General features: G+C 38.6%; 20 protein-coding genes. 4 read left to right on the top strand and 16 right to left on the bottom strand.

Annotated elements, in window-relative coordinates; all coding sequences use genetic code 11:
• Positions 1-480: 480 nt before the first annotated feature.
• From EZJ28_RS13300 to sucC, 13 genes are all read right to left on the bottom strand, one after another.
• Positions 481-1215, bottom strand: coding sequence for a hypothetical protein (locus EZJ28_RS13300; protein WP_131398686.1), 735 nt, complete (start codon positions 1213-1215; stop codon positions 481-483).
• Between the two features lie 11 nt (positions 1216-1226).
• Positions 1227-1655 carry a hypothetical protein gene (locus EZJ28_RS13295; RefSeq protein WP_131398684.1) on the bottom strand — a complete coding sequence of 143 codons (429 nt, stop codon included), beginning with the start codon at positions 1653-1655 and terminating at the stop codon, positions 1227-1229.
• 683 nt (positions 1656-2338) lie between these two features.
• A complete protein-coding gene (locus EZJ28_RS13290) occupies positions 2339-3199 on the bottom strand; it encodes a biotin-dependent carboxyltransferase family protein (RefSeq protein WP_131398682.1) in 861 nt (286 codons plus the stop codon).
• The gene (gene pxpB / locus EZJ28_RS13285) at positions 3183-3893 is read right to left on the bottom strand and encodes a 5-oxoprolinase subunit PxpB (protein ID WP_242670124.1); all 711 of its coding nucleotides are present in this window, start codon (positions 3891-3893) and stop codon (positions 3183-3185) included. Before pxpB ends, EZJ28_RS13290 begins: the two co-directional genes overlap by 17 nt.
• A gap of 26 nt (positions 3894-3919) precedes the next feature.
• A complete protein-coding gene (gene pxpA, locus EZJ28_RS13280) occupies positions 3920-4660 on the bottom strand; it encodes a 5-oxoprolinase subunit PxpA (protein WP_131398678.1) in 741 nt (246 codons plus the stop codon).
• Between the two features lie 5 nt (positions 4661-4665).
• Entirely contained in the window at positions 4666-5886 is a 1221-nt protein-coding gene (locus tag EZJ28_RS13275) for an Nramp family divalent metal transporter (RefSeq protein WP_131398676.1), read from the bottom strand.
• Entirely contained in the window at positions 5883-7037 is a 1155-nt protein-coding gene (locus EZJ28_RS13270; protein ID WP_131398674.1) for a DUF2891 domain-containing protein, read from the bottom strand. Before EZJ28_RS13270 ends, EZJ28_RS13275 begins: the two co-directional genes overlap by 4 nt.
• Before the next feature lie 115 nt (positions 7038-7152).
• A complete protein-coding gene (locus tag EZJ28_RS13265; protein WP_131398672.1) occupies positions 7153-8691 on the bottom strand; it encodes a YifB family Mg chelatase-like AAA ATPase in 1539 nt (512 codons plus the stop codon).
• A 98-nt stretch (positions 8692-8789) separates the two neighbouring features.
• Positions 8790-9929, bottom strand: a complete 1140-nt coding sequence (locus EZJ28_RS13260; protein WP_131398670.1) for a sensor histidine kinase KdpD — start codon at positions 9927-9929, stop codon at positions 8790-8792.
• A 149-nt stretch (positions 9930-10078) separates the two neighbouring features.
• Positions 10079-10939: a BadF/BadG/BcrA/BcrD ATPase family protein gene (locus EZJ28_RS13255; protein WP_131398668.1), complete on the bottom strand. Its 861-nt coding sequence runs from the start codon at positions 10937-10939 to the stop codon at positions 10079-10081.
• 105 nt (positions 10940-11044) lie between these two features.
• Positions 11045-12043 carry a type I glyceraldehyde-3-phosphate dehydrogenase gene (gene gap / locus EZJ28_RS13250; RefSeq protein WP_131398666.1) on the bottom strand — a complete coding sequence of 333 codons (999 nt, stop codon included), beginning with the start codon at positions 12041-12043 and terminating at the stop codon, positions 11045-11047.
• Positions 12044-12059: 16 nt separating this feature from the next.
• Positions 12060-13046 (bottom strand): 6-phosphofructokinase, encoded by a 987-nt coding sequence (gene pfkA / locus EZJ28_RS13245; protein ID WP_131398664.1) that lies wholly within the window; start codon positions 13044-13046, stop codon positions 12060-12062.
• A gap of 246 nt (positions 13047-13292) precedes the next feature.
• Positions 13293-14486, bottom strand: a complete 1194-nt coding sequence (gene sucC, locus EZJ28_RS13240) for an ADP-forming succinate--CoA ligase subunit beta (protein ID WP_131398662.1) — start codon at positions 14484-14486, stop codon at positions 13293-13295.
• Positions 14487-14752: 266 nt separating this feature from the next.
• Here sucC and lysA point away from each other — a divergent pair, with 266 nt between their 5' ends.
• The 4 genes from lysA to EZJ28_RS13220 all read left to right on the top strand — a co-directional run bounded on the left by lysA (position 14753) and on the right by EZJ28_RS13220 (position 18476).
• A complete protein-coding gene (gene lysA, locus EZJ28_RS13235) occupies positions 14753-15985 on the top strand; it encodes a diaminopimelate decarboxylase (RefSeq protein ID WP_131398660.1) in 1233 nt (410 codons plus the stop codon).
• A 226-nt stretch (positions 15986-16211) separates the two neighbouring features.
• Entirely contained in the window at positions 16212-17120 is a 909-nt protein-coding gene (locus tag EZJ28_RS13230) for a CHAD domain-containing protein (protein ID WP_131398658.1), read from the top strand.
• A gap of 14 nt (positions 17121-17134) precedes the next feature.
• Entirely contained in the window at positions 17135-17908 is a 774-nt protein-coding gene (locus tag EZJ28_RS13225) for a cyclase family protein (protein WP_131398656.1), read from the top strand.
• Positions 17909-17912: 4 nt separating this feature from the next.
• Entirely contained in the window at positions 17913-18476 is a 564-nt protein-coding gene (locus EZJ28_RS13220) for a 2'-5' RNA ligase family protein (RefSeq protein WP_131398654.1), read from the top strand.
• 24 nt (positions 18477-18500) lie between these two features.
• Here the strand turns inward: EZJ28_RS13220 and EZJ28_RS13215 are convergent, their stop codons facing one another.
• The 3 genes from EZJ28_RS13215 to EZJ28_RS13205 are packed head-to-tail and all read right to left on the bottom strand — an operon-like array spanning position 18501 to position 25688.
• Positions 18501-20456: a DUF3857 domain-containing protein gene (locus tag EZJ28_RS13215; RefSeq protein ID WP_131398652.1), complete on the bottom strand. Its 1956-nt coding sequence runs from the start codon at positions 20454-20456 to the stop codon at positions 18501-18503.
• A gap of 4 nt (positions 20457-20460) precedes the next feature.
• The gene (locus tag EZJ28_RS13210; RefSeq protein WP_131398650.1) at positions 20461-22395 is read right to left on the bottom strand and encodes a transglutaminase domain-containing protein; all 1935 of its coding nucleotides are present in this window, start codon (positions 22393-22395) and stop codon (positions 20461-20463) included.
• Positions 22392-25688 carry a toxin-antitoxin system YwqK family antitoxin gene (locus EZJ28_RS13205; protein WP_131398648.1) on the bottom strand — a complete coding sequence of 1099 codons (3297 nt, stop codon included), beginning with the start codon at positions 25686-25688 and terminating at the stop codon, positions 22392-22394. The genes EZJ28_RS13210 and EZJ28_RS13205 overlap by 4 nt, the downstream gene beginning before the upstream one ends.
• Positions 25689-25845: the final 157 nt, after the last annotated feature.

The raw sequence follows: 25845 nt of genomic DNA, 5'->3' as shown, positions 1-25845 counted from the left end.
CTGGAATTAGTAAGAACAGATAGGATACTCAATTTTCAAAGAGAGTTGCCACTTTTTATTTCAATTGGCCTGCTTATTTACCAGCTGGGAATAACGCCTTTATTCATTTTTCAGAAATATAAAGTGAACATTGAAGATGAAATAAGTGTCAGGACGTTGTAAATCCAAAAAACACTTTTAAATGGAGTATCCTTTAAAAACTCTATATATTTATAATCATAGACTATAGTGTACAGCGCATAGAGAAAACCCGTAAGATCGGTTATAAAGATAAAACTCAGACAAAAAACTATAAGCTTGTCTGCCCTGTTAACCGGCTTTTTTACGATTAGATAAAAAAGCCCTGAAACTGCTGCGATTAGCTCAACTATATAAGTTGGATAGAGTCGATTTTCAATAATTATTTCCCACAATTCTTTAGCTTTAACAAATGAATATATCTTCTCTAGGCAATACTCTACCACTAAATACTTAAGTAATCTAAGTTGGAAGATTATAACTTTTCGTGCTTACTCTATACGTACTCCTGATAAAGCCATAAGTAAATATTGAGTACATAAATATATTGGCTATTTTAATAGACCAGGTAAAAATCAAAAAAAACTCATCGCTTACCTGGGTATATTTTGTAAAAATAAAAAGAGGTGTTATACTTAATTTATAAACCAGGAGTCCAATAGAAATGAATATCGCTAACTCCTTTTTAAATTCCAATATTCGATCTGTCTTAATTAATTCAATATAATATACTCCTATAGACAAGCTAATCATTAAGGCTCCAAAAATATATACATAGGAAGAGGTGGTTTCAAAAAAATTATCGCTTATAAAAAAACTCATTATGCCTGTAACCACAAATAATCCGATCAAATAAAAAAGAGATCGTTTTATCCTTGCAGATCTTAATTGCAACGCAAAATAAAGAGTATAAATAGAAGAAGTAATTATCGCCAAACTGTTGTAAAGCCAGGAATTATTTTCAAAAACGGTTCCCTTCACAAACTCGACATGTTTAAAATCGTAAAAACCGCCATATAAGTAAAAACTTATTCCAAACAGATCAAAAACGAAAATAAAAATTAGATAAGCTACTAAAAGCTTCTCGGCAAACTCTAACTTCTTCCTTTTCACCAGGTAAAACACCCCCGCAGTCGCAGCCAATAACTCAAAAATATAGGTAAGGTAAAGACTGTGCTCAATTATATAATCCCACAAAATTCAAAAGTTTAAAATTTCTGTGGTGGCCAGCCTACGCCTCCATCATTATAAGCATCAATTTCATAATTAGTTTCATAACTCTCTGAGGTAAGGGCCAACACCACATCAGAGGATCCTGAATTATTCTCTACTACTGCATTTTCCGAAGCCGATGATTCTTTTGTGGCAGAAAGGAAAACAGTTGAGAGTCCATCTTTTTTACCTTTATTATCTTCCGCTCCTAACCAGATACTTATTCCTGGCCGCTCTACTCCCTGCTCAGCAGAAAGGTCGCGTACATAATTAATATATTCCTGAAGCTCATCCAGACTATACCACACTTCACAGGAATCCTGGTATTTCTCATTTTCTTCAAATAACTTTCCCCTGGTATCTCGCCACTTCTTTTGAAGCACTCTTGCTTTTTCAATAGTAATACATTTGGCTGGTCGTTTCATAATATGGTTTTTGGAAGACCAAATATGGTCTTAAGGTTAGTAATATGTTAAAAATAGAAATATTTAAGTTTAAATCTATATAGGAAATAGAAAAAGGGGAATTTTCCCCTTGCTCAACTGTAGTGGCTCTAATACATTTGGTCAAGTCATTTTAGTAAAGCTAAAGTGTTTTGGGGCAAAAAAGTGTCGACTAAGGTTTTGTTATAGTTCTGAGTAGGGTCTTTTCTATAACTTCAATACCAAAGTGACACTTTTTTATTTTTTGCCCCTTTTAAAGGAAGTATATTACTACAAGTTAGCACAGAATATCTTAATATTCTACTTTTCTCCAGTTTTTTCTACCGCTTATTTTCCCTCAGGATATTACCCACCAATACATACTGATACTTGGTTTATTAAAGGACATATTTCAGAAATAGTTTAAACCTATAAACCATAGGAACCATTAAGCTGCTTTAAGAAAAAATAACTATTAGGCCTATAAAAAAAATGGGGGTTCTCCCCCTTGCATTATTTTATATAAGCATCTAATTTGCAATGTCTTTTAGAAAATAAAGAAAATTGGGGCAAAAAATTTTTGCTTAAGTTGCTTTATAGTTCTGAGTAGAGTCTTTCTATATTCCGCAACCAAATCCATTCATTTTTTGCCCCACCATAACTACTCTAATTTAGCACAGAATCTCCTAATAATCTAGTTTTCTGAACCTTATTTTTTCTCCTGGCATTTTTTGGGAAAGGACCTGCTGTCCGATTTCCGACAGCTGAAGTACCCTGGGATAGCCACCAGTAGTCTGACAGTCTTTCATAAGAACTATTAGTTTTCCTGAAGGTGTTAGTTGAACGGTTCCCGGAACCACCGGCCCTGTGATTATAGATTCAAGCTGGTTCTCAAAGGTCTCTACCATCTGAATTGCCATTCGGTTACTACTTTTATGGATACTAAAAGAATCCTGTAACAGATTTTTCTGTTCCTGCCGGGACAATTTTTCAAATTCAGGGCCAGGATAGGCCTCTATTTCTGTTGACTGTAGATAATCTAGATCTATTTTTAAATGAGAATGTGTCTCCCTGTTTCCGGCTTCACCGGAATCAAAAATAAGACGCATTCCTTTTTTTAACCGTAAGTGTTCGGTAAGTCCTTCATACCAGCTCCGGCTTCCCATAAGCATTTCAGACTTAAATCCCCCCTTGATTCCCAAATAAGCCCTGAAACCAGATTGCCTGTTTCCGAAACTAAGAACCTCCCCGGCAGACACATGAATCATTTCACCCATTGGTAATGGATTTCTATTTAATTGCGGAGAGAGGTCAGCTCCACAAATACAGATAAGTGCCGGGGCCCCAAATTTTAATTGCGGTCCCTGAAAAGTGATTTCCATTACTGCAGCCTCCTGTGGATTTCCTAATATTAAATTACAAAGCCTCATGGCATACCTGTCCATCACCCCACTTTGTGGAACTCCGTATTTCTGATATCCGAACCTTCCCAGATCCTGGATACAGGAAAACAGACCTGGCTGTAAAACTTCAATTTCCTGCTTCATAAACCTCAGTCTTTAACTCGTAACTACCTTTCTTTATCTGACGCTCGATTTCAAAAAATTGCTTTTTCGGAACAGGAAAAAACCTAACCATATCCCCTGGGGAAAAAGGAGACGGAGGATCCTGATTTTTATCGAAAAAAATAACGGGACATTTACCAATTATCTGCCATCCCCCGGGACTGGATTTTGGATAAATTCCGGTCTGATTTTCACCTATCCCAACAGCTCCTTTTTCTACAGATTTTCTAGGTGTATCTTTTCTTGAAATCTGAAGCTTTTTGTCTAGTCCACCGAGGTATAAAAAACCTGGTAAAAACCCGATAAAATAAACCTGGTAAAGTGGAGCGTAATGAAGCTCAATTATCTCATCAATAGAAAGATTTTTTTCTGCTGAGATCAGCTCAAGATCAAGCCCAAAATCCACATCATAGCATACCGGTAAATGAAAAATTTGAGAGTTAAGGTTTTTTGGTATATTCGCTTGTGAAATTAAGCCTTTTAATCGTGATATTTCACCATAAACATCCTCTATAGTAAACATGTAACTAATTAATATCGAGGAATATGTATTAATAACTTCAAGCTTTTCTTTAACTGAATAATTTTCAATCAAATCCTTATAGAAAAGCAGCTTACGAAGTCCTTCCGAGCTGTAATTCTGACCAAATTCGATCAAAATTGCCCTCTCTCCCATGGGCGATATTTCAGGAAAATCTTGCATTAAGTATTCTTTATTCGCACTTCGTGTTCGGCAAATTTCCTGTGAAGAAATTGAATGATTTCAAGAGAAGAAGGTGTATCACTGTGCACACAAAAAGTATCGGCTTTTGCTTCGACTTTTACGCCGTTCCGACACACGATTTTATGGTCTTTGAAGATAGTAAAAACATGTTGAAAAACTGCTTCTTTTTCGGTGATCAGAGCGTCAGTTTCAGAGCGGGAAACAAGGCTGTAATCTTCATTATATTTCCGGTCTGCAAAAGCCTCAAAAACCAGGTCGAATTTTCCCATCGCCAGCTTCGAAATTTTCGAATTTAAAGGCACGTAAAGTTTAATATCATCCTCCAGAATTTCCAGGCTCTCAAGAATGATCCTGGCAATATTTTCGTCTTTAGCCGCATCATTATAAAGTGCTCCGTGAGGTTTGATATGGGTAAGTTTTCCACCTTCAGATTCGCTTATCTGTTTAAGACTTAATACCTGTCCTTCAATGGAAAGTTTAAGATCTTCGTCAGACATTTCAACGGAATTCCTTCCGAAGTTTTCCCTGTCAGGATATGAGGGGTGCGCACCGATTTCAACATTATGCTCCATAGCGAGTCTCACGGTGCGATGCATACTTTCCAAATTACCCGCATGCCCGCCACAGGCAATGTTGCAGGCTGAGATAAGTGGCATAAGTTCTTCATCGAACTTTCCTCCTTCCCCGAGATCACAGTTAATATGAACGGTCTTTTTCATCTTGATTAAATATTCTGAATTACGCTAAAAATAGATTTGGCTCCGAGAAAAACAGCAAGAGCAATAACCACAAAACCAACCAGGTTTTGAAAAATGCTGTTTCTATACTCCCCCAGAACCGAACTTTGATTTACTATCCAAAATAAGAAAATTGCGATGATTGGCAGCACAAGACCGTTGGCAATTTGTGCAAATTGAATGATTTCAACAGGTTTGATCCCCAAAGAGGAGAAAAGAACCCCCAGAATGAGAATGAGTACCCAAACCAGCCTGAATTTTTTAGACTGCATGCCTCCTTTCCACCCCAGACACCCCTGAACTACATATGCGGCTGCCAAAGGTGCCGTAATAGAAGATGTGATCCCGGCGGCCAATAGCCCCATTGCCAGAAATATAGTCGCTGAGTTGCCAAAGAGAGGTTCCAGACCTGCAGCCAGATCACCTGCGTCTTCAAGGCTATCTATACCCGAGGCTGCAGCACAAACAACGATCGCCATTGAAACAAGACCACCCAGCCCGATAGAAAACACCAGCTCCTTGCGAACAGCTCCAATATATTTAGCCCCTTTCCATTTTTCACTCACCAATGAAGCATGCAAAAACAGGTTGTATGGGACCACAGTGGTTCCTACGAGGGCAATGATGGTAAGCAGGCCTGCATCAAAGCTTCCCGGTATAAAACCTTCAAAAATGCCGGAGATATTGGGTTTTGTCAAAAAAGCCGTCAGAATGAACGCTATGCTCATAAGAAGGACAAGGCCTATAAAGACTTTTTCAAGTTTCTTATAGCTTCCTAAAAAAAGAAGGATAAATGCAATACCACCAATTACCAAACTCCAGATATTAAAACTGAAACTTCCAAAATTGAAGCTAACAGAAGGAAAAACAGCTTCCAGACCCAGGACGGCACCTGTGATATTACCAGCCTCATAGGCTGCATTTCCAATCACGATAGCCAGGAAAATAAGAATGAGCGTTATAATTCTAATGAAAGGAACTTTCATTTCTTCCCGTATACAATCGCTTAATCCTTTGCCGGAAATCAAACCAAGTCTGGCCGACATTTCCTGGAGAATGATACATGCGAATACGGAGATGAGAAGAGCCCACAGGAGGGAATAGCCAAAATTAACCCCGGCAAGGCTACATACCGTGACAGTTCCCGGCCCGATAAAGGCCGCCGAAACTAATATCCCGGGCCCCAGATTCCTGAAAAAGTTCTTCACTCTTTTTTCTTATTCCCCGCCTGCTGCAAGGCATAAATAGCAAAAGTTCCCAGCCAGTGCCCACCTTCATAACTGTCACCTACCACATTTGGAAAAGAGTAGGCAATATGTTCCTGTGCTACAGATTCAAGGTGTCCGAATTGTTCAGGATATTGATTTGCCAGTCCGTAAAAAACCCAGGCTCTGCTAAAATTAAGTCCGTCAAGATGTACCAGTTTACCATCAGAACGATCTGATACCTCTCCTACTTCCATCGCGAAGTCTTTGTTTTTAAGCTGGGGCATAAAATCGTCTATCCACATGCTAAAAGTATTTTTAGGAAGAACTCTCCTCATAATATCTACTTCTGAAAGGCATGGAGACAGAAAATCATATCCGCTAGGTTCCCATTCCACAGGACAGTTATCATCCTTAAGATAAAATTCCTGGGCTCTCTTGGCAATCGTCTCACGGAGTTTTTCATTTTCGGTGGTTTGAGCATAATCATAGGCGAAAGCAAGTCCAAAAGCAGTATTTGTATGTTCTCCCACCCTGATAGGGTAATTCAGTTTTGGCAGGAACTCAATATATCTCTGCACTATAAGATCTGTTAATGGCTGTAGATTATTGGCAAGCTCCTGGCCAAGTTCATCTTCCCAGGTTCTTAATTCTTCAGCAAGTTTCAATAGCCAGGCCCAGCCATAGGTACGTTCATACGAGTCACTTTCAGCCCTGTTGAAATAAGCCAGTTCCCCCTGAATGTTTTCTGCTGAAAGAGAATTTTGCAATGCTTCCCTAATAGCCTCCTTTTTTTCCATTTTAGGAAACTGCTTCAACAGACTAACAAGAGACCAGTGTGCATGTACGGATGAATGCCAGTCAAAACAGCCATAAAAAGCAGGATGCAGCTCATGAGGTTCACCAATGGCCTCTTTATTTTCCAGTGTCTGGCCAAGTTTGTTAGGATACTCGGTATCTATACAGTTAAGAGGCAGCTCAACGAGCTCATTAGCTTCCTCTATGGTAAGGGTCACGGGTTCGGGAGCCATGATCTTATTTATATCTTCGGTTATACTATCGGTCGAAATACCATTCTTTTTTTCGACATCGGCTTTATCGCCTTTACAAGCGGCAAGTACAAGACAGATAATTACAGGAATAAGTCGTTTCATTAGATTAGGTTATTGGTTACCGAATTTAAACCAGGTTTATATTGGCCAATCGTTCACGGATTTACCAAAAATATAAAAATCCTTTCAAGGATTAGTTAATTAAAACTGAAGATATTCAGCCAAGCCAGCCCTCGCGATCCAGACTTCGATACTGTATGGCTTCGCTCAAGTGATCTCCCTTTATGGATTCACTCTGTTCCAGATCGGCGATGCTTCGGGAAACCTTTAATATGCGGTCGTAAGCCCTTGCGGAAAGATTAAGCCGTTCCATAGCGGTTTTCAGCAATTGCTTCGAAGCATCGTCCAGAACACAGAACTCCCTGATCTGTCTTGATCCCATCTGAGCATTATAATGTATATTTTCATTATCCCTGAATCTTTCTGCCTGCATTTCCCGGGCTTTTGTAACGCGATCTCGTATCTTGACGCTACTTTCTCCATTTCTTTCTTCGCTAAGTTTTTCAAAGGGTACAGGAGTAACTTCAATATGTATATCAATACGATCCAGCAGGGGGCCGCTTATTCTACTCAGGTAGCGCTGCATTTCAGCCGCACTGGATGTCACCGGGGCGCCGGGATCGTTGAAATAGCCTCCGGGACTTGGATTCATACTTGCGACGAGCATAAAACTTGAAGGATAGGTAACCGTAAATTTAGCACGCGAAATAGTAACCTCTCTATCTTCCAGAGGTTGACGCATTACCTCCAGAACACCTCTTTTGAATTCCGGAAGTTCATCCAGGAATAAAACTCCATTATGTGAAAGAGAAATCTCTCCCGGTTGGGGATAAGCGCCACCTCCCACAAGAGCAACATCAGAAATTGTATGATGAGGGCTTCTAAAGGGCCGGTGAGACATCAATCCCACATGATCTTTAATCCTTCCTGCCACACTATGGATCTTCGTGGTTTCCAAGGCTTCCTGCAGGGTCATTGGAGGAAGGATACTCGGCAGGCGTTTTGCCAGCATGGTCTTACCTGCACCCGGTGGACCAATTAGAATAATATTATGACCTCCGGCGGCTGCAATCTCCATACAACGTTTGATAGATTCCTGACCTTTTACATCGGCAAAATCATATTCGAAAGTATTCAGATTATTAAAAAAGGTTTCCCGGGTATTTATCTCAGTGATTTCCAACTCCCGGTTATCATTAAAAAATTCGATAACCTGGGTGATATTATCCACACCATAGACTTTAAGTCCTGATACAATACCTGCCTCCTGCGCATTTTGTGTAGGCAGAATAAACCCCTTGAATCCTTCTTTCCTGGCCTGAATTGCAATGGGAAGTGCTCCTTTAATAGGTTGCAGGCTACCATCCAGCGAAAGCTCTCCCATAATAAGATAGTCAGCAATATTCTCAGCCTTGATCTGCTGAGATGCTGCAAGGATACCAAGCGCGAAAGTAAGATCGTATGCCGAGCCTTCCTTTCGAAGGTCGGCCGGAGCCATATTTATAATAATCTTCTTTCCAGGAAGCTTAAAATTGTTATTCTGAAGGGCTGCGGTAATACGATAACTTGATTCTTTCACCGCATTATCCGGCAGGCCGACTAAATGATAACCAATACCCGCGGTGACATTAACCTCCACCGTAATAGTGGTAGCCTCGACCCCGAAGACCGCGCTTCCAAAAACCTTTACCAGCATCTAATTTTGTTTGGGCTAAATGTAATTTATTTTCCCATACGCAATCAAAATATTTTTAATGTTATTGGATGTTAACTAACTGAATTACAGATGGTAAATCAGTTCTGAGAATAGTTCAATTCAGTACGAATCTTACCCGGGGAATTTGACTGTTTACCAAGGCTAATTGAAAATGTGGTTCCGTGCTCTTCATCACTTTCCAGACCTACTTTTCCTGCGTGGGCCTGGGCCACACTTTTAACAAGTGTAAGTCCCATCCCCCAGCTTTCAAGATTTCCTGCCTGGACATTACGACCACGATTAAGGAATTTAAAAATTTCTGACTGGTTCTTTTTGGCAATAGGCTTCCCGTAATTATGAACTTTTATGATCACCTCGTCATCTTTATCTTCTACGGTGATTGTAACGGGCGTACTATGCGAGCCATATTTAACCGCGTTAGTAACCAGATTCTCTACAACCCTTCTGATTGCAGTTCCATCGAAAATACCTGTTATCTTTTCTGAGTCACACTTAAATCCAATTTCATTCGTATATATCTGTGAAGCTTCATTATAAACCCATTTAAGTTCCTTCACCAAATCAATTTCTTCAAAGTTGAGAGTAATCCCTTCACCAGCCTGTACGCTGATCGCATCAAGAAGACCTTCAAGGAGTTCTAGGGACTTCTCCAAGCTCTTCATTCCCATAGATTTAATATTCACAAACCTTTCTTCAGACTCACCCGGTCGCAGGATATCCAATGCGAAATAGGCAGTAGAAATAGGAGTGCGAATATCATGAGCAAGAGTACCTACAAGTTTTTCGCGCATTTCCTGCAAAGAATCACTAAAGGAACTGGCCGAATTGAGCATTGCATTTTCAAGAGTATACTTTAGTATGATCCCTACTTCTTTAGTGTAAACATTATGTTCAATTAAAATTTCGGTAAGTATTCGGTGAAAAACTACATATTCCTTTAATATCTGTTTTACCGTATAATGGGAGGAAGTCGCCCGGTGCCTTCCATGGTCAAGACTGTTTTTTATGACCTCCTGGTACTCTTCCTGGTTATTAATGCCTTTAAAATTATCATACCTGATCATAATTTCAGAAATATCGTCCAGGAGATTTGGTAATTGATTACGAACCGCAAGACTGGACATATTGGATGCTTCAATCTCCTGTTTTACCGATTGCTCCCACTCATCCATTATCCTATTACTATTCTGTTTTATTATTTCTGCTGCGCGTCTCATTATCAATAAAATAAAGCTTAAATTTAACTTAATTTTTGTTTTTAAGCAATTTAAGCGAGAGATATCTTAAACCTATCCTAAAATTATCTTAAAACGAAAGAGACCCGCCATTAGGCGGGTCTCTTTTATTCAAAAAATGAGTAATTGTCCTATGAAACTTTTATAACCTTTTCTCTGTAGTACTCAATTAATCCATCTATTGGACGGCGCACAATATTTCCCAGCTTAATACCATATGGTTGTAAGACAGCCCTGATGATATCTTCACTAAAATAAGCGATACTTCCTATAAAGTGAACCGGCACCGAAGTTACCTGAGGATATAAAAGTACTCTTGAATGAATAAAATCTGAGATACCTTCGTGAAGCAACTTATAGAAATAACCGTTCCGCTCATTGGTGAAAATAAATTCAGCAAAATTAGCAAGATAGGTATTGGGATTTTCTTTGCGATAAAGATTCATCTTTATCGTATCTGAATTAAGATCGAACTTCTGCTCGAACTTTTCAGCTATCTCCGGGGGCATTCTCTTATAATAGTAATCCCTTATAAGCCTTTTTCCGAAATAATTTCCGCTGGCCTCATCCATCAGAATATAACCAAGAGAGTCAACAGCCTGATGGATATTTTCACCATCATAATAACAACTGTTAGATCCCGTGCCCAGTATGCAAACGATGCCCGGCTCTGTGGTCGCGGCATGTACCGCAGCAACGGTATCTTCCATTACCAGAACCTCATCGGCATTCGTAAAATAGTTGGCTATAATACTTCGAAGCAATTCGCGGGGCGTGGGAGTACCACAACCGGCTCCATAAAAATGTATTTTTTCAATTTTATCCTTTACTTCAGACAGCTCCGGGTTTTCTGCAAGTCTTTCTTCAAGAACGGCCTCCTGAAATACGGCCGGATTGAGTCCCTTACTTCTTGTCTTGAAAACCTGTTCTCCTTCATTATTTAGAAGTATCCAGTCGCACTTTGTGGAACCTCCATCTGCGATTAATATCATGCGTTCCTTTATAATTAGTGAATAAACTGAAGATAATTCAGTTTAAAGCGGTAAAATTAATAAATAATATACTTTTAAACTGAACTATCTTAAGGTATAATGAGTTTAAAGAGATGCCACGTGAACAGCAAGATCAATCAGTTTGGCAGAATAGCCATATTCGTTATCATACCATGCAATTAACTTAAAGAAATTATCATTAAGCGCTATTCCAGCTCCGGCATCAAAGTTACAGGTATGAGGATCAGAAACATAATCCTGACTAACCACTTCTTCGTCTGTATATGAGATAACTCCTTTAAACGGTCCATCTGCTGCCTTTTTGAAAGCTGCTTTAATATCTTCGTAAGAAGCATTCTTTTCGGTACGTACCGTTAAATCCACCACAGAAACATCTGTAGTTGGTACTCTGAATGCCATTCCTGTTAATTTACCTTTTAAAGAAGGAATTACTTTTGTTACAGCTACTGCCGCACCGGTAGAACTAGGAATAATATTAGCCATTGCACTACGTCCCAGTCTGAAATTCTTTTTAGAAGGAGAATCAACTGTATACTGTGTAGAAGTTGTAGCGTGCACCGTAGTCATAAGCCCCTCTACAAGACCAAATTCATCATCGATCACTTTTGCAAGTGGAGCAAGACAGTTGGTCGTACAGGAAGCATTAGATACAATATGATCATCAGCCGTTACATCCTGATGGTTCACTCCCATCACGAACATCGGCGCTGTTTTAGAAGGCGCAGAGATCACTACTTTCTTGGCTCCAGCATCCAAATGAGCCTTAGCATTATCCTTATCGGTGAAAATTCCGGTACAATCAAGAACCACTTCTACTCCAACATCACTCCATTTTAGATCTGCCGGGTTCTTTTCTGAAGTTACTCTTATCTTATTACCGTCAACGAACAGATCTCCATCCTTAACTTCAACAGAACCTTTATATTTTCCATGTACCGAATCGTATTTCAGTAAATATGCAAGGTGATCTACATCCAGCAGGTCATTTATAGCTACTACTTCTACATTTTCATTTTGAGCGGCAATTCTGAAAGCTATCCTTCCAATACGCCCAAATCCGTTAATTCCAATTTTTGTACTCATTTTCTTTGGTTTTTAATTATACCGAAGTGATGTCTGCCACCCTTCGTAATTCATTATCAATTTTTGCTTCTCCTTTAATAGCGGTAACCAGGTCTACAGTTACCACTTTCTGGTGATGAAGCCCCACCATAACCTCAGATTTTCCGTCCATAAGGGCTTCTACCGCGCCCACGCCCAGTTTACTTGCCAGAACCCGGTCAAAACAACTTGGAGAACCTCCACGCTGAATATGCCCCAGTACCGACACCCTTATTTCATAGTCATCAAGGTTTTCCTCTATGTAAGTGGCAAGCTCAAAGATGTTCTTTCCGCTCTTTTCTCCTTCAGCCACCACAATGATGCTTGAAGTCTTACCAGAGGTCTTACTTTTTCTCAGGGATTCCAGCATCCGCTCAACCCCAAGGTTCTCCTCGGGTATAAGGATCTCCTCAGCCCCTGCTCCTATTCCGCTGTTAAGGGCAATATCACCGGCATCCCTTCCCATTACTTCAATAAGGAAGAGCCTGTTATGTGAACTTGCAGTATCGCGAATCTTATCTATGGCTTCCACCACAGTATTAAGGGCGGTATCATAGCCTAAGGTATAATCTGTCCCGTTTATGTCATTATCTATGGTTGCAGGAATTCCTACTATAGGAAAATTAAATTCCTGACTAAAGAGCTGGCCTCCCGTAAAGGTTCCGTCTCCCCCAATTACGACAAGGGCGTCTATACTATTAGCCTTGAGATTTTCGTAAGCTTTTTTTCTACCTTCTTTAGTTTTGAATTCTTCAGAACGTGTAGATTTCAGGAAAGTCCCTCCTTTATTGATAATATTTCTAACCGAACGAGCATCCAGTTTTTCAAAATCGGCTTCAATAAGCCCCTGATACCCTCTATATACGCCCGTACATTCAAGTTGATAGAACGAGCAGGCACGCACTACGGCCCTGATGGCGGCATTCATTCCGGGAGCATCTCCTCCCGAGGTTAAGACCGCTATATTTCTTATATTTTCACTCATCACGCTCAAAGCTATTCCATTTCAAAACGATAACCTAATTTCGGAAAAAACTAAAACGTTTTCGGTTAATAACTAATAAAAAAAGCCACTTTAGCATGGGTTTTTGCAAATATTTAGCACTTTAACTGGATTTTTGTCAAAAAAGGACTACTTAAATGGAGAATTGTTTTGTAAAAGCTTATTCGGGTTGATGAATAAAAAAACCCTCACATTTGTGAGGGTTCTTATTTTTCAAAAATATTCTATTTAAGAGAGTACTTCCTGAACTTTATCTGCCGCTTCTTTAAACTCAACGGCACTGTAAACCTTAAGCCCACTGTTATCTATAAGTTCTTTGGCCTTTTCAGCATTAGTCCCCTGTAATCTCACGATAATAGGAACATTTATAGCGTCCCCCATATTCTTATAGGCATCAACTATCCCCTGTGCCACACGGTCACAACGAACGATCCCTCCAAAGATATTTACGAGAATAGCCTCAACCTTATCATCTTTTAGAATAAGCCTGAAAGCCTCTTCAACTCTTTTCGCATCAGCGGTACCTCCAACATCAAGGAAGTTGGCCGGCTCACCACCTGCCATTTTAATAAGGTCCATGGTTGCCATAGCAAGTCCGGCACCATTCACCATACACCCAACATTTCCGTCAAGGTCAACATAGTTCAACCCAACTTCCTTGGCTTCCACCTCGGTTGGATTCTCCTCACGAATATCTCTCATTTCTGCATAATCCTTATGACGGAAAAGAGCATTATCATCTAAAGTCACCTTTGCATCAACGGCAAGGATCTTATCATCACTAGTCTTCAACACCGGGTTGATCTCGAAAAGGGAAGAATCTGATTTTTCAAAGGCCTTGTATAAAGCCATCACGAATTTCACCATTTCTTTAAATGCCTGTCCGCTCAATCCAAGATTGAAAGCGATACGACGGGCCTGGAATCCAAGCAATCCTGTAGCAGGATCAATATCTTCGGTAAAGATAAGATGCGGAGTCTCTTCAGCAACAGTTTCTATATCCATACCACCTTCAGTAGAATACATGATCATATTTCTACCTGTAGAACGGTTTAGGAGTACGGACATGTAATATTCTTCCGGCTCACTATCTCCCGGATAATAAACATCTTCGGCCACAAGCACCTGGTGAACCTTCTTACCTTCGGCAGAAGTCTGCGGAGTCACGAGATTCATCCCTATGATATCTCCTGCTATATCTTCTACTTCTTTAAGGTTCTTGGCAAGCTTAACACCACCGCCTTTCCCACGGCCTCCGGCGTGCACCTGAGCCTTGATCACATGCCATCCGGTCCCGGTTTGCTCGGTTAGTTCTTTTGCAGCATCCACTGCTTCTTTAGCGTTTCTTGCCACGATACCACGCTGAGTGCGTACCCCGAAGCTGCTTAATATTTCTTTTCCTTGATATTCGTGTATATTCATAATCAGCTATTTCTTCTTGATTAATATCGGAGAGCAAAAGTAACAAATACATACTATTGTACCAATCTTTTTTGAGCTTCTTAACTCTTGAAAATATGGGCTGTTTCCACAGAATTTATTCCTTTTGCTTAAATCTTTTTTCCATAAGCTTATTACGGATATTGCTTTCATGGAAATAACAAATAATATAAATCGGTTATATTTGAGCCATGGCTTGTCTAACAAGCAATAAGTAAAGTATTTTTACCCAAAATTTTTATAAAAGAATGACTCAGAAGGACCTCCTCGCAATAGCCGACGAATTTGGCAGCCCAGTATACGTCTATGATGCAGAAAAGATCATTTCGCAATATAAAAGACTTACTTCTGCATTTAAGGTAAATGAACTCCGAATTCATTATGCCGTGAAAGCGCTTTCAAATATTTCTATTCTGAAACTATTAAATTCCCTGGGCTGTGGACTTGACACCGTTTCGGTTCAGGAGGTGAGACTGGGATTAGAAGCAGGAGTTGATCCTTCGAAGATAATCTATACACCCAATGGAGTTTCGCTTGAAGAGATCGAAGAAGTGGTAAAACTTGGAGCTCAGATAAACATAGACAATCTCTCCATACTAGAGCAATTTGGAAGCAGGCATCCCGAAATTCCCGTTTGTATAAGGATCAATCCTCATGTAATGGCGGGAGGCAATTCAAAGATCTCTGTTGGTCATATTGACTCTAAATTCGGCATAAGTATTCACCAGATGCCACATCTGCTTCGCATTGTTGAAAATACAGGAATGCATATCAATGGCATCCACATGCACACAGGAAGTGATATTTTAGATATAGGTGTCTTCCTGTATGCTTCCGAAATACTTTTTGAGGCGGCAAAGAATTTTAAGGAACTGGAGTTTATCGATTTTGGAAGCGGATTTAAAGTACCTTACCGAGAAGGGGATATAGAGACCGATATCGAAGATCTGGGAGCTCAGCTTACCAAAAAATTCGATAAGTTTTGCAAGGAATATGGAAGAGAGCTGGCCCTTGCTTTTGAACCGGGCAAATACCTGGTTAGCGAAGCAGGTAAATTCCTCGCGAAGGTTAACGTGATCAAGCAGACAACATCCACCGTATTCGCGGGAGTCGATACCGGATTTAATCATTTGATAAGACCAATGTTCTATGGCTCTCATCATCACATTGAAAATATTTCAAATCCCGATGCAAAAAAAAGGTTCTACAGTGTGGTTGGATATATCTGTGAGACCGATACATTTGGCAGCAATCGCCAGATCGCGGAAATAAGGGAAGGTGACATTCTTAGCTTCAGCAATGCGGGGGCTTACTCTTTCTCCATGGCCAGTAACTTTAACTCAAGATATCGCCCACCGGAAGTTCTCTGGTATAAAGGCAAAGCTCACCTGATCAGAGAGCGGGAGACTTTCGAAGACCTCACAAGGCATCAGGTTGTAATGGACTTTGAAGACTCCGGTAAACTTGTAGAAAAGAATTAAAATAGAAAAGCAGCCGATTGGCTGCTTTTTTTATTCAGTGCTACAGGTAACCAGTCTTTTTTTACCTTAATCTCTCAAAAGAAGAAGCTAATAATTATGTATCTCATCCATATTCCATATTAGAAAATCAAATCCGGAATAATTTTCATTCCAGGCTTTCTAATTTTAATAAAATCATAACCTGTTCTGTAAGTCCAATTAGGTATCTTAATACGAAAATCGGGAAATGACCTACAAACTTGAAAAGGATAAAAGCTTAAAGAAAAATATCACTTATGTGGCTGCTGAAGAGGTTGACGGATGTCTTAGCTCGCTTAACACCCTAAATATTCATGAGGCCGTACATGATATCCGAAAACGCCTTAAGAAACTCCGTGCCCTTGCCCGACTGGTAAGGGACGACATGGGGGAAGAAAATTACAAATCTGTAAATATCTATTATCGCGATCTTGGAAGAGAACTTGCCGAATTAAGAGATCTTACCGCTCATATTGAAACTATGGAAGCCATAAGAGAACGCTATGGCAATTATCTTTATGTAAACTTCTTCAATACGGTAATAAAGAATATTGAAAAGGAAAGGGATAAGATGGAAGGGGAACTCAGGAAGGAAAATTTCTTTTCAGAACATCTTCCCGGAAAGCTTGATTATGCTAAAAATGAGCTCGTAAAATGGCCGGTAGACAGCAATGATATCCAGATTATCCTGCCCAGCATTCAGCGAGTCTATAAAAGAGGAAAGAATGCTCTGAAAGAAGCTTATGAAAATCCTTCTAAAGAAAGTTTTCATGAATGGCGAAAAAGAGTAAAGTATCTGTGGTATCAGATTCTGTTACTTCAGGATACCTGGCCCGAGCTGTTCGGTAGTTTTGAAGCAGAAATTCACGAACTGGCCGATCTGCTTGGCAATGATCATGATCTTATGGTTCTGAAGGAAAGGCTAAATAAAGATGCGTTTGGCCTTAAGGACCCAAGCCATGCAGAATTGATCCATGCTTTGGTAAGAGAGTACAGCGACCACCTTCGCAGTACTGCAAAGCTAAAAGGCGAATTGATCTATGCCGAAGAACCTGAAGCCTTTACAAAACGCATGGCAGCTTATACAGAGGCTAACTGGAACGCGCAGTCAAATTAGTTAAAGATTATATCATGAAATATTTAGTTTTTATATCCCTTCTACTGGCCATGCAACTTTGTAAAGCCCAGTTAAGAAATGGAGAGATCATAGATCTTACACATTCCTTTTCGGAAGAAAGCGTGTATTGGGTCACCGCTAAGGAGTTTTCGCTGGAAGAAGTCACCAAAGGAAAAACCGGCCAGGGTTATTATTATTCTGCAAATAATTTTGAAACTGCGGAACATGGGGGTACTCATATAGATGCTCCCATACATTTCGCTGAAGATGCACAGACCGTAGATGAGATCCCTCTGGAAAACCTTATAGGGAATGCGGTGAAAGTTGATGTATCTCAAAAAGCCCTTAAAAACCCTGATTATTTAATAAGCCTGGAAGACATCTCCGAATGGGAGGAAAAGCATGGTTCCATTCCACATGCTGCCATTGTACTCTTTGAAACAGGATATGGCAGCTACTATCCCGATGCTTCAAAATATCTAGGTACTGATAAAAGAGGTCCGGAGGCAGTAAAAGAACTACATTTTCCGGGACTTTCAGCAGAAGCTGCAGAATGGCTTATTACAAACAGAAAGATCAAGGCGGTTGGAATAGATACCGCCAGTATAGACTTTGGCCAGTCCCAGGACTTTGCAACGCATGTCGCCTTAATGACTCAGAATGTACCTGCTTTTGAGAATGTTGCTAACCTGGACCAGCTTCCTGCAACAGGTTTTACCGTGATCGCTTTACCTATGAAGATCAAAGGTGGAAGCGGCGGTCCGTTAAGGATTATAGGCATAAAATAACAGGATGTCAATAAATGCCCACAGGCCACTCTATTTTATTGCACTCATGCCGCCGGCTAATATCAGGGGTGAAATTGATGCATTAAAGAAGGAGATCAAATCCAGACACAATATAAAGCATGCTTTAAAACTTCCCGCGCACATTACCCTTCAAATTCCATTCAGAATGGAGAAAAAAAAGGAAAATATCCTCATAAAAAAAATTGAAAAATTCAGCAGGCAGAACCTGGGCTTTGACGTGGAAGTTAATGGCTTCGGAAAATTTGCAAAGAATGTGATCTTCGTAAAGTTCGAAGATCATGCGCCTTTTAATGAATTGCATAGAAAACTTCAGGATCTTATCCTGAAGTTTCTTGATCTCAAAAGCCATGAGATCTCTTCAAATATCCACCCACACATAACCCTCGCCACCCGGGACCTTAAAAGAAGCACTTTTCCGGACGTATGGAATGATTTTAAAGACCGGGAATATTCGGCATCTTTCAAAGTTGAAGAGCTTTTTATCTTAAAACACAATGGAAAGACCTGGGATATCTTTAGAAAGTTCAAATTGGGACCAAATAAATAGCCCGGCTAACCGGGCTATTTATTACTATGCTTTTGGTTTCAGGACCAGAGTGATTTTATTAAAATCAGCAGCACTATTAATTACTTTCCGGTATTCCTGAAAGTGTTCGGTATCAACCATATTCCTTTTATAGTGTTCATCTGCAAAAATCTTTAAGATGTTCCCTTCCATTTCATAACCAGATTCAAAGGAAAATACTTCTTCATCCCCCTCAAAATATGAGTTTTCTATTACTATATCTTCGAGATTAACAATCTCATAACCTTCAGGAATTGCAACGTCTATAGTACGAAAATAACTACGCGTGAACTCATTCTCCAGAGGCAATACTCTTTTCTTTTCCTGATACATTTCTATTTGCTTTCCTATTAAAGCTCCCACATTGAAAAGGTATCTGTTGCCCGCTTTTTGCATAAAAGCATCTGAATTTGCATTTATCACAAATTTTAATGGCTTAATCCCAAAAAGCTGAGGATCGCCGTTTACGATTTCTTTTTTGGTTACATTTATATCCTCGTTCATGCTTTTTGCAAAGTTTTCCACTAACTCATCCCTGTTTTCCTTATCTATAAGGTTCATGAACGGATGAAAGTACATTGCGTAATATCCGCTCATGCTTTTTTCCATATCTATTTTTGTAGTGGACATATCTTTCTTATCAAATTCTACATGAATTGCCATCTTATCAACAGTCTTATCCGAAGTAATAGGATCAATGTATCTTATTTCTCCTAAAGCTGATTTGAACTCCCCTACCTTAACTTCTTTAATAAAAAGACCATAGTTATCTGTAAGCACTGCAGGAGGGTAACCTATCCTGGATGGTATATCGGTGGGAGACATGTAAACATCCATTTTTGGGAAATATAAGAGAACATCTGTTAGAAAATTCTGAGCTTCAAATTCTTTATCGAATTTGAGATTAGTGCGATCAGTAGTAAAGACAAGTTCATGCTTAATTCCCATACTGTAAAGGAGTGCTGCATAGAGTTTCACAATACCCACCTCACTTGCAACCTTCTTTTCCAATATATTATCAAGATCCCCCAAATCTTCATTTGACGCCTCAGCTATATAGAATTCATTTTTTATAAGGTATTCCAGTTTACGCACCTTTTCGAGATCACTCCCCTCTCTGGAAACTGCTTTTGCTAATTTTTCTAGCTTTTTTTCAATTTTTCGAGGTTGTTCCTTGTAATAAAAATTATAAATATTCTGGGCCATATTACTATAGGAAGAAATATCATAAACGCCTGATGTAGTATTCTGATCTAATTTATAAATAATGAAACCCCGGGATGCCTGATAGGCTGAAAGTTCCTCTTCTTCAAGCGCTGCCAGATCAATAGCTTTAAAATTCCAATGACGTTTACCTTCTTCCTCCACACTTTTAACTTCTGGCAAACCATTATAGGATTTAAATTTAAATATCAGATTAGAAGGTGCGAACAAATCGAACTCCACATTCTTTTTCTCAAAACCGGATTGAAAGTTTAACCGATTTCCATTATAATCAGGTAAGCGTTCAATAACATAATAATAATCTATAATACTACCCTTCTCAATTCCTTCAAAAGCGAAGTATTTATACTGTTGTCCTGTCTCCTCGTCCTGAGCCGTAAGTACTTTGGACTCGTCCAGTTCCATTACTTTTCCGGCCGGATTGATTACGCGGGCTTTAGTTACAATGAGCCTTGAAGTACTTGAGTGTGGCAAATAGATCTTATTATATTCTTCAATTTTATCGTCTGAGTTTAACCGCAGAATATTATGCTCCAGCATATATTCTGTAAGCCTATTATCTTGAGTGAAAAAGAACTCAGTGACAATATGATGCTTTAAACCAATAATAGTCTCATCGAGTTGGGAACCCACTTCATAATCAGGTTTTTCTTCCCAATCAAAAGTTTTATAGTAAGGCTCCTGGGCTATTATATTTTGAGCAAAAAGAACGAATAATAAAATTGAAAGTTGTCTCATAAAATTAACTATTGATTTGTTTTAATATAACCACTTCTTTAAAGGCTTCCTCAACATCTTCCAGTAACTCATTAAGTTGCAACTGCTCTTCAGGAGTTAACAGGATAAAGTCCAGGACACACTTGAATCGATATACTATTTGCTCATCCTGGTAAGCATAGGTTATATTTGCGAAAAAAAAGTCATTGGAAATTTGGATATTCTCAGGCAAATATTCCACCTCATAACCAGCCGGAATTTTAAGGTTATTGGTTATATCGTAAGTTTTGGTATACTCGTATTCTACATCTGCCTTTCTTTCCTTAGTAATTTTAAAACTGGTTATTTCCTTATTTAAATTAAGGTTAAGATATATTTCTTCCCCAAAATTCTTCACGTAATCGCTAATACTGAAAGAGTAATCAACCTTCAGGGGTTTATCATAATCGTCACGATTCGTTTCAGTAATACTGTCAATCAAAAACTTATTACTTCCTTTTAAGAACATATGATTATAAAAATCCTTGATTTTTGAGTCGGTCTGCAGGTCTTCCGAATAAAAGGTATAATCCATCTTTCCGTACCCGGTAATTGTTGCTGAAGACTTTCCTTTTATATCGTCACCACTAATCTCCAGATCGGATATATCAGTAATCACATTCTGGCTAGCGGGCACCACAGGCACTTTTTCAAGGATATAACCATCAATTCCATTTTCGATAAGAGCTTCCTTTCCCTGAATAAATGAAGATGGGTACTCCAAGGGATTAAATCTTCCGGTTGCGTCAAGAAAATAAAGTTTTCCATCCTGAGCTCTATAAGAGAGGATCATATGATTATCCACCACAGGTGTGGGTACATCATCATAGCTATAAGGAATACTTCGGGTACCTATCCAGGTTAATCTACCATCAATCCCGGCAATCTCAAGCATCTCTTTTAAAATACTTGAATTATCCTTGCAATCACCGTATTTACGATCAAAAACCAGGTTGGCCTCTCTTGGAACAAAACCACCAAGAGCATATTCGTAAGCAATGTATTTTATATTCTCCTGTGCCCAGTAATAGATTGCTCTTACTTTTTCAAGTTCATTCTTTTTACCCAGGGTAAGTTTTTCTACCAGTTTTTTTAATTCCTCACTAGGCTCTTCCTTGTTTAAATCTTTTACAAGCGAATGATACCATTGGTACAAATGATCTACTTTACCCGATAAATGTATTTTTTTATCTGCAGTTTTACTTTTATAAGAAGTTATAATAGGTAATATATGAGGTACAACATTTCTAAAATTTGAAGATTGATCCTCGATCTTAAATCTTTCTACGTCTATAATCTTCCAGGTGTAATGGTAATTACCCCATTTCTCCTCCTTAGAAAATTTTATATCCAAACCCTCTGTATTAAACTCTTTAAAATTCAAGTCGATCTCCTTATCCGCGATAATATTGAATTTTGAATTCACGATAGGAAAAAAGTCTCCCAGAAAGAATGCCCCCAAAAACCTTGGGTTCTTGATCTTTTCTGAATATTTGAGGTAAGTTTTAGCTCCTTTTTTAAGATTGGGATAATGGAAAATGACAGACTTGGAGTCATCGTAAAACGAATTATCCAGATTATCTTTCTGAATATAATTATCTACTTCATAATTCTTTGGTCTATTCCCATCAAAAATAGTCGTAAAGGCCTCGATATCCTTCAATTCGATGAAATAGGAAAAGTTAAGGTCTTCTCTCGCAGCCATATTGGCTCCATCAGTCATATAAAGGGTTTCCTCAATATTATCCTGGAAGATATCCAGACCATCATTTTTAATGGAAATATGAATAGTTACCTCCCGGTTAAGAACAACTTTGTTGGCATCCTTATATTTCTCCTTGTAAAGATTAAATTCTGGTGAATACTGAGCATAAACAGGAAAAGCCAATAAAACCAGAACCAGTATAACTACTTTTCTCATCCTTCAAATTTTTCAACTTTTATTGCATCTCCATTCAAGAATTCTTCCCGTTTTTTAATTTTTCCCTCAGAGTCATAATACATGGCAGGACCTACTTCTATATTATTCTTATAAACAGTTTCAGACTTTAGTGTTCCATTCGGGTAATATTCCTTTTTCATTCCATGAAGGTTATCAAAAAGGTATTCTGCTTCCGTTTTCTTCTTACCGTTTTCATAATATTCTATATTCCAGCCATGGCGTAGCCCATAACTATATGGTGTTACTTCCATTAATTGCCCATTGAAATAATAGGTGTTATAATTATTATGAAAATCACCTCCAATTACCTCAAATACCCGGGAAGGATTACCATTAGAATAGAAACTTTCAATTTTTCCCGTTTCATTTTTCAACGGGATCATTTTCTTCAGAGCTCCCTCGCCGTCGAGATAACTATACCCTAAAAGCCTACCGTACTCATAATATCGTATGAGCTGCAGGTTTCCTTGGTTATCATATAATTTCCATTCTCCATGCTCAGAACCATTTTCATGAGGGATCTGAGTTGCCTGCTCGCCATTTTCATGATAAGATTTCCAAACACCGGTATCAATACCATAGTTATAGATATATTCAGTATCTAACTGTCCGTTCTCATAAAACACCTCACTTTTGCCATTATATGAACCATATTCGAAGTTTCTCTTAAATATTACATCTCCGTTTTCTCTATAATCAGTCCATTCTCCATGCTGCAGATTATTGAAATAATCGCCTTCCGTTTCCAGAATTCCTTCCACTGAGTAAGCCTTGAATTCACCATGTTTATAGCCATGGAGATAAGTTATGGATTTCTTTAGCCTACCTGAAGGATAATGAGTCTTAACGATGTACTCATCTTTATTTTGCTTATACCTGATTGTGTCGTAAGCTGCACCTTCAGGCATGAAGGCAATAGAATGCTCCAGTTTCCCATAATTATAATGATCAGTCATATATTTTTTACCATAAGCTTCAAATAGAATTTGCTCCCCATGAAGCTCATTATCATGATAGAAGTTTATGGCCTTTGGAGTACCGTCAATATAATATTCTTTCCACACACCTTGCTTGAGATCATTTTCATACAAACCATGATTTTGTATTTGCCCATTAGGAAAATAGAAAACTGCATACCCCTGCATCTTTCCATTCACATAGTTAACTTCTGAATCCTTCTTTCCTGAATTGAAATATAGCGTTACAAGGCCGTTTGGTTTATCGTCTATGTAGTTTCCATTTTCGGTTAATATTCCATTGTCATCATAATACTTCCATACACCTGTTCTTCCTCCTGAAATATCATAAAGACCTTCTGAATTCTTTTCCCTATGTGGCGTGAATGATTTATAATAAAACTCCCCGCCTTTCTTTCGCTCATCTACCAAGACATTCTCATCTTTGTCATAAAACCTGTATGCTATTATCTCTCCTTTTCTGTAATCATATTCAAAATATAATTTGCCATCCTTATCAAATTCCTGATAAAGATCGTGAGCCAAACCTTCATGATAGTTCGAGACACTTGCGAGATTACCATTTTCATGGTAGGTCCTCCATTCTCCCTGGAGCAATCCGTTTGAATAATACCCTTCCTGACTTAGGACTCCGTTAAGATGATATTCGGTAAATTTACCCTGGAGTTCACCATTCCTATAACTCATTTCCTTATAAACATTCCCATTGCGATAGAAAGATTTTTCAACCCCGTTCTTAAGGTCGTTTTTAAAATTCATTTCTGTATATACATCGCCATTCTCAAAATATTCATAAGCCTTGCCATCAGCCTTGCCGTTTATATAATTACCCTGTATCTCAGGATACTTCTCTCCGATTTTAAAATATGACTTGAATTCACCGTCCAGCTCATTATCTTTAAAATATTTCTTTTGGATCAATGCCCCGTATTCATTGTATACTTTGTACTCTCCATTTAAATTTTCATTTTTAAGGCTTGTTTTAATATAAAGGCTTCCATCTTCAAAATAGTGCATATTCTCTCCTGAAACCTCTCCATTCACATACATAGCAGTTTCTTTGATATTGCCGTTGGTATGAAACCAGGTCCATAATTTTTCTCTTTCTCCGTTTTCGTCAAATTCACCCGTTGCGAGTCGCTGTCCTTCCGCAGAATAAAATTCCCATTTACCTTTAGGCCCCGCCTTGGTTATTTGTCCAATCCCATCAAGTTGGGTACCCGAATAAGCCACACTTAAATTCTCATTAGAAATGTATACATGACTCTTTTTTTGAAGATTTTCTTTCCATTTTTCAATAAAAGCACCATAAAATTCCTTGACCTCATCAGTTTTACGGTTAACTATCTTCTTATAATTCAGATTTTCGATTGAATATAAAAGTGTATAAGTAAAATCCTCAAAATAATCACTTTGGGAGATCCACTCATACATTGGCAGGTAAACTTCGGTCCAGAAGCCCTCTTCTTTCTTTACATTTTTTAATTGCTCAAAAAGCATATGATTCTGCTTTGTAAGTGGCACCGGTATATCTGAACCTGTTTCATAGCGATCATTTAGGGCGAGCTTGTTTTCAAGTATCAGATCAAGCTCAGAAAATGCCTCTTGATCTTTAGAAACACTAAAATCAGGAACAGGAATGTTTTCATTTTTAACGACCACCAGTTCGTTTAGAGCCCTTAAAAGCGGAAAAGCATTTTCCCCATCGGGATCTAACAGGATAGCGAAATTAAACGACATTAATGCCTGCGACAAATTGTGTTGTCTATAACACATTTGCCCAAGTCTTATATGTGTCTTTTTTTCAAGCGGGTTAAGAAAAATTGCTCTTTTATACAGTTGAAGGGCTTCATCATGCCGTTCCAGTTCTTCAAGCAAAATAGCTTTATTCACCATTAAACTGGCATCCACAGGAAATATCTTCAGTCCCTCATCATAAACTTTAAGAGCTTTCTCTTTTCTATTAGTATTGGACAAGGCAAAAGCTTTATTGGTGTAAAAAGCTTTTGTGAATTTTCCTTTATCTGTATTTAACCCTGTTTCAATGACGGAGAGAGCTTCATCAAAACGCTTAAGCTGCGATAAATAATAAGATCTGGAAACTAAAGAAGTGATATACATTGAATCATTCTTATTAACTTTTTCCAGAAATTCGATTGTCTTTTCAAAATCACCAACTTCTGCGGCTGCTGAAGCTTTTTCCTGAATAGAGGAATATGATTCGAATTCAATATTTTCCTGAGCGTTGATATAAGAGACCCAAAGAAATAATAGGAGGAGAGGGGCTTTTTTCATGTAAAAAATTTCATCAACTAATATATAATTTTTTCTTAATAAAAATATCTACTTTCTGAAAAACCTTATTATTACTCGGTTTTAAATTTTCAGGACATGAAATTAATGTTAAAAAAATCAAAAAACATTAATAAGAAATTCAACTAACTCTTACCGT

This window comes from Gramella sp. KN1008 (assembly GCF_004332155.1).
Classification (GTDB): domain Bacteria; phylum Bacteroidota; class Bacteroidia; order Flavobacteriales; family Flavobacteriaceae; genus Christiangramia.
This window is presented reverse-complemented; position numbering and strand designations above follow the sequence as displayed.